10 protein-coding genes and 1 tRNA gene are annotated in these 12,091 nt (G+C 64.5%); 3 read left to right on the top strand and 8 right to left on the bottom strand.

Translation table 11 applies throughout. The features are described 5' to 3' along the window. Nucleotides 1–5: 5 nt before the first annotated feature. The 5 genes from KUW17_RS18385 to paaG all read right to left on the bottom strand — a co-directional run bounded on the left by KUW17_RS18385 (nt 6) and on the right by paaG (nt 3,430). Nucleotides 6–215: a hypothetical protein gene (locus KUW17_RS18385; RefSeq protein ID WP_222481754.1), complete on the bottom strand. Its 210-nt coding sequence runs from the start codon at nt 213–215 to the stop codon at nt 6–8. A 62-nt stretch (nt 216–277) separates the two neighbouring features. Further along, entirely contained in the window at nt 278–874 is a 597-nt protein-coding gene (locus KUW17_RS18380; protein ID WP_222481753.1) for a TetR/AcrR family transcriptional regulator, read from the bottom strand. A gap of 16 nt (nt 875–890) precedes the next feature. Then, nucleotides 891–2,201: a phenylacetate--CoA ligase PaaK gene (gene paaK / locus KUW17_RS18375; RefSeq protein WP_222481752.1), complete on the bottom strand. Its 1,311-nt coding sequence runs from the start codon at nt 2,199–2,201 to the stop codon at nt 891–893. A gap of 15 nt (nt 2,202–2,216) precedes the next feature. Next, on the bottom strand, nt 2,217–2,642 hold the full coding sequence (gene paaI / locus KUW17_RS18370) for a hydroxyphenylacetyl-CoA thioesterase PaaI (protein WP_222481876.1): 426 nt from the start codon (nt 2,640–2,642) through the stop codon (nt 2,217–2,219). A gap of 2 nt (nt 2,643–2,644) precedes the next feature. Further along, nucleotides 2,645–3,430 (bottom strand): 2-(1,2-epoxy-1,2-dihydrophenyl)acetyl-CoA isomerase PaaG, encoded by a 786-nt coding sequence (gene paaG / locus KUW17_RS18365; RefSeq protein WP_222481751.1) that lies wholly within the window; start codon nt 3,428–3,430, stop codon nt 2,645–2,647. 127 nt (nt 3,431–3,557) lie between these two features. On the opposite strand from paaG, the gene paaZ reads away from it, so the two are divergent. The 3 genes from paaZ (at nt 3,558) to KUW17_RS18350 (ending at nt 6,742) form a co-directional block, all read left to right on the top strand. Further along, nucleotides 3,558–5,588 carry a phenylacetic acid degradation bifunctional protein PaaZ gene (paaZ, locus tag KUW17_RS18360; RefSeq protein WP_222481750.1) on the top strand — a complete coding sequence of 677 codons (2,031 nt, stop codon included), beginning with the start codon at nt 3,558–3,560 and terminating at the stop codon, nt 5,586–5,588. Between the two features lie 83 nt (nt 5,589–5,671). Then, nucleotides 5,672–6,472, top strand: a complete 801-nt coding sequence (locus tag KUW17_RS18355; protein WP_222481749.1) for a PaaX family transcriptional regulator C-terminal domain-containing protein — start codon at nt 5,672–5,674, stop codon at nt 6,470–6,472. A 193-nt stretch (nt 6,473–6,665) separates the two neighbouring features. Continuing rightward, nucleotides 6,666–6,742: transfer RNA gene (locus KUW17_RS18350), tRNA-Met, on the top strand. A 138-nt stretch (nt 6,743–6,880) separates the two neighbouring features. Here KUW17_RS18350 and KUW17_RS18345 read toward each other — a convergent pair. The 3 genes from KUW17_RS18345 to KUW17_RS18335 form a co-directional block, all read right to left on the bottom strand. Beyond that, nucleotides 6,881–7,864: a GlxA family transcriptional regulator gene (locus tag KUW17_RS18345; protein WP_222481748.1), complete on the bottom strand. Its 984-nt coding sequence runs from the start codon at nt 7,862–7,864 to the stop codon at nt 6,881–6,883. Nucleotides 7,865–7,887: 23 nt separating this feature from the next. After that, nucleotides 7,888–10,362 (bottom strand): FAD-dependent oxidoreductase, encoded by a 2,475-nt coding sequence (locus KUW17_RS18340; RefSeq protein WP_222481747.1) that lies wholly within the window; start codon nt 10,360–10,362, stop codon nt 7,888–7,890. A gap of 152 nt (nt 10,363–10,514) precedes the next feature. Continuing rightward, on the bottom strand, nt 10,515–12,035 hold the full coding sequence (locus KUW17_RS18335; RefSeq protein WP_222481746.1) for a trimethylamine methyltransferase family protein: 1,521 nt from the start codon (nt 12,033–12,035) through the stop codon (nt 10,515–10,517). Nucleotides 12,036–12,091 lie beyond the last annotated feature (56 nt).

The raw sequence follows: 12,091 nt of genomic DNA, 5'->3' as shown, positions 1-12,091 counted from the left end.
CGCGGTTACTCTGCCGGAGTCCTCTTGCGTGACAGCAGACCGTACTTCAACGCAAACCGCTTCCAGGAAAACCGCCTCCGGCCGGCCGCCGCCTTCGGCTTGCCCGCCGTGCGATCGAACTCATACATGTCGATGGCCCGCTCGGCGCAGCCGCAGGCCTCGCCCAGTCCAACCTTCCTGTAATAGAAGTTTTCGAAGCTCTCAGGTTTCCGCATGGCATCCTCCGATCCCAAGGCAGGATAGCCCGGAAAGGCGGATACGCAAAACCGCGCCGCTGTCAGAGCCCCTTGACCCCGCTCAGCGTCAGGTCCGCCACCAGCCCGGCGTAATCCTCGCGCGCCTTTGAGCCGGCGCCGGAGTTCCACATGTAATACCAGTTCAGCATGCCAAAGACCGACATCGTGGCGCCGCGCAGCTTGGCTGCATCGCCGTTGAAAATCTCCGGCGCCACGTTCTTCAGCGCATCGCTCATGAACTGGACCATCTCACGCTGGTAGCCGCGCAGATGCTTCTGCTGCTCCTCCGGCAGCGCCCCCATCGCGCCCAGCTGCACCTGATGCTCATGATCCGCGCCCTGATAGGCCAGCATGATCTCGGACACGATGCGGCGCAGCCGGTCCTCAGTGCCAAGGCCCTCCAGGTCCACTCCGCAGACCCGGTCGCGCAGCTCGCAAAGGTAGGTATCAAGGAGGCCGTAGAGCACGGCATCCTTGCTGTCATAGTAGTGGTAGATGTTTGCCTTGGAGATCCCGCACTCCCGCGCCAGCTGGGTCATCGACGCACGGTCGTAGCCGGAGTCGGCAAACACCTTGGCTGCCGATTTCAGGATCTGCGCGCGTTTCTCATCGTGGTCTTTTGCGATCGTACGGGCCAAGGCTCACTCTCCCGGGTCAGGACTTGCTGCGGTTGTCGACGACGCGCTTGGCCTTGCCCTGGCTGCGCTCGACGGATCCCGGGTCGCCTACAATGATCTCGGTCGAAACGCCAACCATATCCTTGATCCGCTTGGTCAGCATCCGCGCCGCGGCGGTCTTGCTCAGCTCGTCGGTAGCATCCGGATTGGCCTCCACAAACACCCGCATCGCGTCCATGCGGCCGGATTTGTAAAGCTCGATCTGGTAGTAGGGCGCGAGGCCGCCGGTCGCCAGCAGCTGCTCCTCCACCTGGCTGGGGAACACGTTGACGCCGCGCAGGATGATCATGTCGTCGCTGCGGCCGGTGATCTTCTCCATCCGCCGCATCGAGCGCGCGGTGCCCGGCAGCAGGCGCGTCAGATCGCGGGTGCGGTAGCGGATCATCGGCAGGCCTTCCTTGGTCAGCGTGGTGAACACCAGCTCGCCCAGCTCGCCATCCGGCAGCACTTCGCCGGTCTGCGGGTCGATGATCTCCGGCAGGAAGTGGTCCTCCCAGATCACCGGGCCGTCCTTGGTCTCGACGCATTCATTGGCGACGCCCGGCCCCATGATCTCGCTGAGGCCGTAGATATCGACCGCATGCATATCAAAGGCCTCCTCGACCTCTTTGCGCATCGCATCGGTCCAGGGCTCAGCGCCAAAGACACCTACCTTCAGCGAGCACTCACGCGGGTCCATGCCGACCTTGTGGTACTGCTCCAGGATGTTGAGCATGTAGGAGGGCGTCACCATGATGCCGTCAGGTTTGAAGTCGGTGATCAGGCCAACCTGCTTCTCGGTCTGGCCGCCCGACATCGGCACCACGGTCGCGCCCAGGCGCTCGATCCCGTAATGCGCGCCAAGGCCGCCGGTGAACAGGCCGTAGCCGTAGGCGTTATGCACCATGTCGCCCTTGCGCAGGCCCGAGGCACGCAGGGACCGCGCCACCAGATCCGCCCAGTTCGAAATGTCATTGGCGGTATAGCCCACAACCGTCGGCTTGCCGGTGGTGCCGGAGGACGCATGCAGGCGGATGATTTCACTGCGCGGAACAGCAAACAGGCCGAACGGATAATTGTCCCGCAGGTCGTTCTTGTAGGTGAAGGGGAACTTGGCTAGGTCCTTCAGCTCCTGCAGGTCGTCCGGATGCACGCCGGCCTCGTCGAACCGCTGCTTGTACATCGGCACGTTGTCATAGGCGTGGCGCACCGACCACTTCAGCCGCTCCAGCTGTAAGCTGCGGATTTCGTCGATCGAGGCGATCTCGATCGGGTCCAGTTCACCCTTCTTGGGGCTCAGGTCTTCCATGGCGTCCTCCACACCTTATTCGTCAAACAACTGGCCTTTGACCGCCCGGGAGAAGCCCCGGAACTCGGCGATCTGCTGGCCGTCCTGGTTGGTCACTGTCACGTCGTAAATGCCGCTGCGCCCGGTCAGGGAAATCTCCCGGGCCGTGGCAATCAGCTTGTCGCCCAGCCGTCCCGGCGCGGTGAAGCTGATCACGTTGTGCTGCGCCACCGTGCACTGGTTGCGGCTGTTGCAGGCAAAGGCAAAGGCGCTGTCGGCCAGCATGAAGGTCACGCCGCCGTGGCAGATGCCGTGGCCGTTGCAGTGGTGCTGGGCGATGGTCAGCTCCAGCGTGGCCTCGCCCTCGTCCATATGGGTGATCTCCATCCCCGCCCATTTGGACGCGTGGTCGTCCGCCCACATAGCGGCCGCGGATTTCTGGGCGCGTTCTTTCGGGGTCATGGTCATTTGCCCTTGAACGCGGGGGCGCGCTTTTCCAGGAAGCTGGCCACGCCTTCGGCGTAATCCGCGCTTTCGCCGCAGGTCTTCATCGCGTCCGCCTCGATCTCCAGCTGGTCGGACAGCGTGTTGACCGCTGCGGCCTGGATGCACTGTTTGGTCAGCCCCAGGCCCAGCGTCGGGCCGTTGGCGAACTTCTCGGCCATCGCGCGGGCCTCTGCCATCAGCTCCTCATCCGGCAGCGCCTTCCAGATCAGGCCCCAGTCCTCGGCCTTCTTCGCAGGCAGCGGCTCAGCGGTCAGCGCCAGCCCCTTGGCGCGGGCCTCGCCCAGCAGCCGCGGCAGATGCCAGCTGCCGCCGGTGTCCGGGATCAGGCCGACCTTGGAGAACGACTGGATGAACTTGGCGCTTTCAGCGGCCAGCACCATGTCGCAGGCCAGCGCCAGGTTGGCGCCCGCCCCGGCCGCCACGCCGTTCACCGCGCAGATCACCGGGAAGTTCAATTCACGGATCAGCCGCACCAGCGGCGCATAGAAGGTGCGCACGGTCTGGCTCAGGTCCGGCGGCCCGTCCATTTTGCGCGGGTCGCGGTCGCCCAGATCCTGGCCGGCGCAGAAGCCGCGCCCGGCGCCGGTCAGCAGCACCGCGCGGGCGCCGCCGTCGCGCGCGCCTTCCAGCGCGGCGCGCAAGGCGTTGTGCATGTCCTCGTTGAAACTGTTCAGCCGGTCCGGGCGGTTCAGGGTGATCTCCACCCAGGTCCCGTGGTCCTCAACCAGAATCGTATCGCTCATCGCTCCCTCACCCTGTCAGCGGCGCATTTGACAAACTTCTTGCATAAACCGACCGGACGGTCAATATATCTCAGCATCGGATTCCAGCCAGCCGGCCCCGCGCCGGCCTGATGAAAAGGACGACATGATGAGCCTTCTAGAGATTTCCAGCTTTGCAGCAGGTCAATGGGTCGCACCGGGCGCAGGCGCCCGCAACATCGCCAGCGCCATCACCGGCGAGGTGATCGCCAGCGCCGGCAACGACGCGCTCGACGTGCAAGCAATGCTCGACTACGCCCGCACGGTGGGCGGCGCCAACCTGCGCAAGCTGACCTTCCACGACCGCGCCCGGATGCTGAAGGCGCTGGCAGGCCACCTGAACCAGCACAAGCAGGCGCTTTACGATCTGTCGTTCAACACCGGCGCCACCCAGTCTGACCACATGATCGACATCGACGGCGGCATCGGCACCATGTTTGTCTTCGCCTCCAAGGGCCGCCGCGAAATGCCGGATGCCCATGTCTACCTCGACGGCGACGTGGAGCAGCTCAGCCGCAACGGCACCTTCCTGGGCCAGCACATCTGCACCCCGCTGCGCGGCGTCGCAGTGCACATCAACGCCTTCAACTTCCCGGTCTGGGGCATGCTGGAAAAACTCGCCCCCACCCTGCTGGCCGGCGTCCCGGCCATCGTGAAACCGGCCACCAACAGCTGCTACGTGACGGAACTGGCGGTGAAACTGATGCTGGAGTCAGGCATCCTGCCCGAGGGCGCGCTGCAGCTGGTCTCCGGCGGCCTCGGCGACATGCTGGACCATCTGACCATGCAGGACGTGGTCAGCTTCACCGGCTCCGCCAGCACCGCGCTGAAACTGCGCGCGAACCCGGTGATCCTGGAAAACTCGGTCCGTTTCGTGGCCGAACAGGACAGCCTCAACGCCTCGATCCTCGGTCCCGACGCGCAGCCCGGCACGCCGGAGTTTGACCTCTTCATCAAGGAAGTCAGCCGCGAGATGACTACCAAGGCGGGCCAGAAATGCACCGCCATCCGCCGCATCATCGCGCCGCAAACACAGGTGGACGCGGTGATCGAGGCACTGTCCGCCCGCCTGGCCAAAACCCAAATCGGCGACCCGCGCTTGGAAACCACCCGCATGGGCGCGCTGGTCTCGAACAGCCAGAAACGCGACGTGCTGGAGAAGGCAGCGATCATCGGCCAGGAAGCAGAACGCGTCTTCGGCAACCCGGACAGCTTCACCGTCGATGGCGCCGACGCAGAAAAAGGCGCCTTTGTGCCGCCGATGCTGTTCCACTGCGCCGACCCGGACAAGGCACAGCGGGTCCATGACACAGAGGCCTTCGGCCCCGTCTCTACCGTCATGGGCTACCGCGATCTGGACCACGCAATTGACCTCGCCAACCGCGGCCAGGGCTCGCTGGTGGCCTCTGTCATCACCCATGACGCAGACATAGCCCGCGAGGTCGCCATCGGCGCCGGCGCCTATCATGGCCGCCTGTACTTCAACAACCGCGACTCGATGAAAGAATCGACCGGCCACGGCTCCCCCCTGCCCCACATGGTGCACGGCGGCCCGGGCCGCGCCGGCGGCGGCGAGGAGATGGGCGGCGTGCGCGGCGTCAAACACTACATGCAGCGCACCGCCATCCAGGGCTCGCCCGACATCCTGTCGGCAATTGGCGACAAATGGGTCCCGGGCGGAACCGAGATCGAAGGCCCCGCGCACCCCTTCACCCGCAAATTCGGCGACCTGGCGATCGGCGAGACCCTGCACACCGCGCCGCGCACGGTGACACTGGAGGATATCGAGACCTTCGCCCATTTCACCGGTGACACCTTCTATGCCCACATGGACGACGAAGCCGCCAAACGGAACCCGTTCTTCCCGGGTCGCGTCGCCCATGGCTACCTGCTCCTGTCCTTTGCCGCGGGCATGTTCGTGCAGCCGGACGAAGGCCCGGTTCTGGCCAACACCGGCCTCGACAATCTGCGCTTCATGAAGCCCATTTCCGCAGGCGAAAGCATCAAGGTCCGCCTGACGGTCAAGAAGAAGACCCCCCGCAACGAGGAATACGGCGAAGTCCGCTGGCATGTCACCCTGACCAACCAGGACGACGAGGTCGCAGCGGAGTATGAACTGCTGACAATGAACGCCTTCTGAGGCTGCGCAAAATTGGTGGCAGCGGCTCCGCTGCGCCGCGCCCGGACTGGCTTTACCGGTCCGGGCGAACTATGTTTATCCCTATGAACGAACAGCATAACCTCTGGTTTGACGCCACTGTCCAGCAGCTGAACGACCCGCAGAACCAGCGGGTCTGGTCGGTGATCGTTTCCCTGTTCGGCGATCTGGCCCAGGAAAAGGGCGCCCGGATCAGCGGCAGCGCCCTGACCCGCATAATCACCCCGATGGGAATCAAGCCAGAAGCAATCCGTGTGGCGCTGCACCGGCTGCGCAAGGACGGCTGGATCGAAAGCACCCGCGCGGGCCGCGCCTCGGTGCATTACCTGACCGAATACGGCCGCAGCCAGTCCGCCGCCGTCACCCCGCGAATCTACGGGCGCTGCCCCGCAGCTCCAAGCAACTGGCACCTGCTGATTGCCGAAGACGGCGCCGGCCAGGCGACCCTGGACGAGGTTCTGCTGCTGCCAAGCTACGTTGCGGTGAACCGCACCACCGCCCTTGGCCACGGGCCAGTGCCCCGCAGCCTGGACGACCTGATGGCAGCGGAAGTCAGCTCAATTGCGGTGCCGGACTGGCTGAAGACGCGGCTGTTCCCGGACCACCTGCGCGAGGCCTGCGCGGCTTTGCAGAAGGATCTGGAACAGATTTCCGCCCCGCCCGCCGGCCTGACAGCCGCACAAACGGGGACACTGCGAACCCTGATCGTGCACCGCTGGCGCCGCGTGGTGCTGCGTCACCCGGATCTGCCGCCTGGCTTCCACCCCGGCGACTGGTCCGGCGAGACCTGCCGCGCACTGGTGTTTGCCCTGCTGGACCAGCTGCCGCGCCCCGGCCTGACAGCCCTTGATACCCTGCCGGACTAGGCGCTGACGCAGCCCGCACGCCCGCTCCGGCGAGGCGCACTCCGCCCGGCTGCCCCAACCAGAGCCGCCCTGCAAGCCATTGATTTTGCTTCACTCCCTCAGCGGTTCAGAAAAATTTCAACAGAAACAGCGATTCTTCCGCTTTTCCGCTTGACCCGGCTGGCGGCATTCCGTAAATCGCCCCCACCAGAGCGGCGGAGTAGCTCAGTTGGTTAGAGCAGCGGAATCATAATCCGCGTGTCGGGGGTTCAAGTCCCTCCTCCGCTACCACCCTTCCCGAGATGACAGGTTGAACGGCAGCACGGCTTGCGCTGATGCAGACGCCGTTTGTGTTGCGGTTAGTTCTGTAGCTTGATGCGCCTCAACGCGCCCCTCACGCACCCGAAAGGCGCAAGGCCGGCCCCCCTTTCAGAACGGCCGCTCCTGATGCGGGGACTTGCCGAAATAGCGGCGGTAGACCTTGGCGAAATGGGTTTGGCTGTTGAAGCCCGCCGCCAGCGCCACGTCGATGATGCGCATGTTGGTCTGCAAGAGCAGGCTGCGGGCAAAGTCCAGCCGCAACCGGGTGTAATAGACCTTGGGGGTGGTCTGCAGGTATTTCGAGAACAGCCGCTCCAGCTGCCGCACCGACAGGCCGACCAGATCGGCGATGCGGCCCGGCGTCAGCGGCTCCTCCAGATTGCTCCGCATCAGGCTGAGCGACGCAGCCAGTTTTTCGTGCCGCACACCGGTGCGCCCGAACTCGGACACGGTCTGGTCCTGGCTGCCCTTGCGCGCCGCAGAGCAGACCATCAGATCCGCCGCCGCCGTCGCCACATCCCCGCCGTGCTGGTCCGATATCAGGTTCAGCATCATGTCGACCGTGGCGGTGCCGCCGGCGCAGGTGATCAGCGTCCCGTCCATGGTGAAAAGCGAGCTTTTCACCTCCACATCCGGGTGCATCTCAGCCAGCGTGGCGCGCTGCGCCCAATGGGCCGAGGCCCGGCGCCCGGACAAGAGCCCCGCCCTGGCCAGCGCCATAATGCCGCCGCCCAGCGCGGCCACCACCAGCCCGGAGCGCTGCGCCTTGCGCAGCCACCCCAGCACCTTCAGCGAAATCCCCGGCTCCGGGCCGCAGCCGCCGCAGACAAAGATCATGCTGCCGCGGGCCAGCTCCGGCAGGCCGCCGTCCACCGCCACGCTCAGCCCGTTGGGGGCGGTAACCGCCAGCCCGTCCTCGCTGACCACGCGCCAGTAATAGCGCACGATCCCATCGTGTGTGTTGGCAGCCTCCAGCGCCGCCACCGCACTGGACAGATCCAGCGGCGAGAAGGTCGGCAGCAGCAGGAAGATGCAACGGCAGGCCGGTCCGGCCTGCACCGCGTCGGGGAGCGTCCGCATGGGTTTGGTCATGATGTCAACTCCCCCGGCTTGGATCAGGCGCGCATGTTGGCGCCGTTGGCGTCATAGATCGGCGCGCCCAGCACTTCCGCATCATACATCTCGCCCAGGATCTCGACCTGCAGCCTGGTGCCGGCCGCGGCGTGCTCTGCCGAGACATAGCCCATCGCCATCGACGCCTGTGCGTGATGCGCATAGCCGCCGGAGGAGATGTAGCCAACGGCCTTGCCGTCCTTCAGGATCGCCTCGTCGTTGGAGACATCAATGCCGTCCACGTCGATGGTCATGGTGACCAGCTTGCGGCTCGGGCCGGCCTCGCGGGCCTGCAGCGCCGCTTCCTTGCCGACGAAATCCTTCTTCCAGTTGATGAAGACATCCATGCCGCTTTCCGCCGCGTCGAAATCGGGGCGGAAGTCCAGCGTCCAGACACCCCAGCCCTTTTCCAGCCGCATCGACATCAGCGCCCGTGCCCCGTACCAGCGGTAGCCCAGATCGGCGCCCGCCTCCTCGATCGCCTCCGCCAGGCGCAGCAGGTACTGCGGCTTGCAGTAGATCTCGTATCCCAGCTCACCCGAGAAGCTGATCCGGTTCAGGATCACCGGCACGCCGCCCACGAATGTCTGGCGCAGGTCGCGGAACTTGAACGCCTCGCCCGATACATCCTCGCGGGTGATCCGCTGCAGCAGCTGCCGCGATTTCGGGCCGGACAGGGCAATCCCGTGCCAGTCGTCGGAAACGTTCTGATATGACACATCCGCGGGCAGGTCCTTTTCGAACCAGCGGCGGTGCGCCTCCTGCATCGCGCCGGAGCCAAACAGCATAAAGTGATCCTCCCCCAGGCAGGCCACGGTCAGATCGCCGTAAAGCTTGCCCTTGGGCGTCAGCATCGGCGTCAGCGTCAGGCGGCCCGGTTTGGGCACATAGCCCGCCAGCACGTGGTCCAGATAGGCGCGCGCGCCCGCACCCTTGAACTCATGCTTGGCAAAGTTGGCAACTTCGATGCCGCCGACGGCTTCGCGCACGGCCTTGACCTCACGCGCCACGTAATCGTGCGAACGGTTGCGCTCAAAGGTCGGCTCTTCATGGGCGTCTTCCGGTCCGTCGGCAAACCACAGCGCGTTCTCCAGGCCAAAGCCCTGGCCCATGCGCGCGCCCTTGGCGACCAGCCGGTCATAGAGCGCGGTGGTCTTCTGCATCCTCCCCTTCGGCAAGGTCTCGTTCGGGAAGGTCATCACAAACCGGCGCTCATAGTTCTCGGTCGACTTCACAGTGCCCCAGTCGGGGGTCGCAAACTCGCCAAAGCGCGCCACATCCATCGCCCAGACGTCGATGGACGGCTCACCGTCGATCATCCACTCCGCCATGGTCAGGCCCACGCCGCCGCCCTGGCAGAAGCCCGCCATCACGCCCACGGCGCACCAGTAGTTCTTCATGCCCGGCACCGGGCCGATCATCGGGTTGCCGTCGGGGCCGAAGGTGAAGGGCCCATTGATCATGTCCTTGATGCCCGCCTCGCCGATGGCCGGGATACGCTCAAACGACATCTCCAGACGGTCGGCAATCCGGTCCAGATCAGGCTGCAGCAGCTCATGCCCGAAATCCCAAGGCGTGCCGCCCACCTTCCACGGGGTGCCCTTCGGCTCATAGGTGCCCAGCAGCATCCCCTGCCGTTCCTGCCGGAAATAGATGTTGGCCTCATAGTCGATGCCGGCCGGCAGACGGGTCGGGTGGTTGGCGACCGCGTCGATCTTGTCGGTGATCAGATAGTGGTGCTCCATCGGCTGCACCGGCAGGTTGATGCCCTGCATGTGGCCGACTTCCCGCGCCCACAACCCGCCGCAGTTCACGATATGCTCGGCATTGATCACACCGCGCGGGGTGGTCACATCCCAGCTGCCGTCCGGGCGCTGGGTGGTCGCGGTTACGGGCGTATGGGTGAAATACTGCGCCCCGTGCACCTTGGCCGACTTCGCAAAGGCATAAGTCGCGCCCGACGGGTCCAGATCACCGTCCTGATCATCCCACAGCGCCGCGTGGTAATGTTTCGGATCGATCAGCGGGTGGCGCTCGGCCACTTCCTTGGGGCTGATGAACTCCTGGTTCAGCCCCATGTAGCGCGCTTTCGAACGTTCCCGCTTCAGGTAGTCATACCAGGTCTTGTTCGACGCCAGATAGAACCCGCCGGTGATATGCAGGCCAACCGAATGGCCCGAGGTCTCCTCGATCTCCTTATAGAGGTCGATGGTATAGCTTTGCAGGCGCGAGATATTCGGGTCCGAGGAGATCGTATGGATCTGCCCCGCCGCGTGCCAGGAGGAGCCGGAGGTCAGCTCGTCGCGCTCCAGCAGGACCACGTCCTTCCAGCCGAACTTGGCCAGGTGGAACAGGATCGAGCAGCCAACCACACCGCCGCCGATGATAACCGCCTTTGCGTGGCTCGGTAGCTTCTTGTCTCCGGTGCTCTCCTCCTTGTGGATGTTGAGCGTCGATTGGGCAAAATTGTCTGACATGGGTTTGTCCTCAGATCTGGGGCAAAAGGCGGGAATTGCGGCAAACGGCACCCAGGGGGTGCACAAGTGGTGTACAGGGGGTGCACAGGCGGTGCCGGGTCAGACCGCCCCTCCCTGCATCAGCTGAACTTATGCGTGAAGAAAGGGTTAACTCAGTACCACGCATCCGGGATCTCCTCCTTGCGGCGGGCGACATAGGCGGCCAGTTCCTCCTTCACCGCCTCATCCATCGGCGGCGCCTGATACTCGTTCAGCATCTGGTTCCAGCGTTCATAGGCGCGCTGGCGCATGTCCTTGGAGCCGCCTTCTTCCCAGCTTTCGACGTTTTCGCTGTCGCTCAGCTTGGGCTCATAAAACGCGGTCTGGTAATTGCGCATGGTGTGGGCAGAGCCCAGGAAATGCCCACCCGGCTCCACCTCACCATAGGCATCGCGGGCAAAGGCCTCGTCGCTGGTATCCAGCCCTTGGCTCAGCACTTTCTGGTAGGAGCCCAGCCGGTCCGCATCCATGATCAGCTTCTCGAACCCGGTGCACAGCCCGCCCTCCAGCCAGCCCGCCGAATGCAGCACATAGTTGGCGCCGGCCAGCATAGTGGAATGCATCGAGTCGGCACTCTCATAGGCAGCCTGCGCATCCTCGATCTTGGACGCGGTCAGAGATCCGCCGCAGCGCAAGGGCAACCCGGCCCGGCGGGCTAGTTGGCCGATGGCGTAGTTGGAAATCACCGGCTCCGGCATCCCGAATGTCGGCGCGCCGGACTTCAGCGACATAGACGACAGGAAGTTGCCCAGCACAAAGGGCGCACCCGGACGGACGATCTGGGTAAAGGCGCAGACCATCATCGCCTCCGCCATCGCCTGTGCCACTGATGCCGCGGTGGAAACCGGCCCCATCGCACCCGTAAGGATAAACGGCACAACGATAATTCCCTGCCCGCGGGCGGAATAGGTGCGGATCGCCTCGGTCACCACCTTGTCGACCAAGAGCGGCGAATTGGTGTTCACATTGCCCATGATCACGCAGTTATTGTCCATGACATCCTTGCCAAAGACGATCTCAGCCATATCGACGCTGTCCTGCGCCCGGCTCATCTCGGTGATGGCGCCCAAATGCGGTTTGTCGCTCAGTGTCATATGGGCATAGAGCATATCGAAATGGCGCTTGGAGACCGGCACATCGCAGGGCTCGCAGATCACGAACCCGCCGTGATGCAGGTTCGGATGCATGTAGGTGAGCTTCACCAGCTTCTCGAAGCTCTCCATGTCGCCATAACGCCGCCCGCCTTCCAGATCACGCACAAACGGCGCGCCGTAGATCGGGGCGAACACCTGATTGGTGCCGCCGATGGTGACCGACCGCGCCGGGTTGCGGGCCAGTTGGGTGAACTCGCGCGGCGCCTTGGCGCACAGGGCGCGGATCCACTGCGCATCGGCGCGGATCGTGTCACCATCAATCTTTGCCCCGGCCTCTTTCCAGATGCGCAGCGCCTCCGGATCGTCGCGGAAGGCGATGCCAACCTCCTCGAAAATCCAGTCGACCTGGGCCTCCAGCCGAACCAGCTTTTCCTCGTCCAGCACGTCAAAGAACGGCAGCGAACGCCGGATCCAGGGCGAAGCCGGAGCGCCGGCGGGGGCAGTGTTTCTGTCGCGGGATGCGCGCGCACGTCGGGCCATTGGGCTCTCCAATCTTCAGGCGTTGCGGAACAATAAGACCCGGCGCTGACGTTGTG

It is taken from the genome of Leisingera aquaemixtae (genome assembly GCF_019801145.1).
Taxonomy (GTDB): Bacteria; Pseudomonadota; Alphaproteobacteria; order Rhodobacterales; family Rhodobacteraceae; genus Leisingera; species Leisingera aquaemixtae_A.
The sequence above is the reverse complement of the archived record's forward strand: the minus strand, read 5'-3'. Positions and strand labels throughout refer to the sequence as shown.

Excerpts from the sequence above, each read along its gene's own strand:
- KUW17_RS18385 (WP_222481754.1), bottom strand. The coding sequence starts at position 215 with ATGCGGAAACCTGAGAGCTTCGAAAACTTCTATTACAGGAAGGTTGGA.
- KUW17_RS18345 (WP_222481748.1), bottom strand. The coding sequence starts at position 7,864 with ATGACCAAACCCATGCGGACGCTCCCCGACGCGGTGCAGGCCGGACCG.
- paaK (WP_222481752.1), bottom strand. The coding sequence starts at position 2,201 with ATGGAAGACCTGAGCCCCAAGAAGGGTGAACTGGACCCGATCGAGATC.
- paaZ (WP_222481750.1), top strand. The coding sequence starts at position 3,558 with ATGAGCCTTCTAGAGATTTCCAGCTTTGCAGCAGGTCAATGGGTCGCA.
- KUW17_RS18335 (WP_222481746.1), bottom strand. The coding sequence starts at position 12,035 with ATGGCCCGACGTGCGCGCGCATCCCGCGACAGAAACACTGCCCCCGCC.
- paaG (WP_222481751.1), bottom strand. The coding sequence starts at position 3,430 with ATGAGCGATACGATTCTGGTTGAGGACCACGGGACCTGGGTGGAGATC.
- KUW17_RS18340 (WP_222481747.1), bottom strand. The coding sequence starts at position 10,362 with ATGTCAGACAATTTTGCCCAATCGACGCTCAACATCCACAAGGAGGAG.
- KUW17_RS18355 (WP_222481749.1), top strand. The coding sequence starts at position 5,672 with ATGAACGAACAGCATAACCTCTGGTTTGACGCCACTGTCCAGCAGCTG.
- paaI (WP_222481876.1), bottom strand. The coding sequence starts at position 2,642 with ATGACCCCGAAAGAACGCGCCCAGAAATCCGCGGCCGCTATGTGGGCG.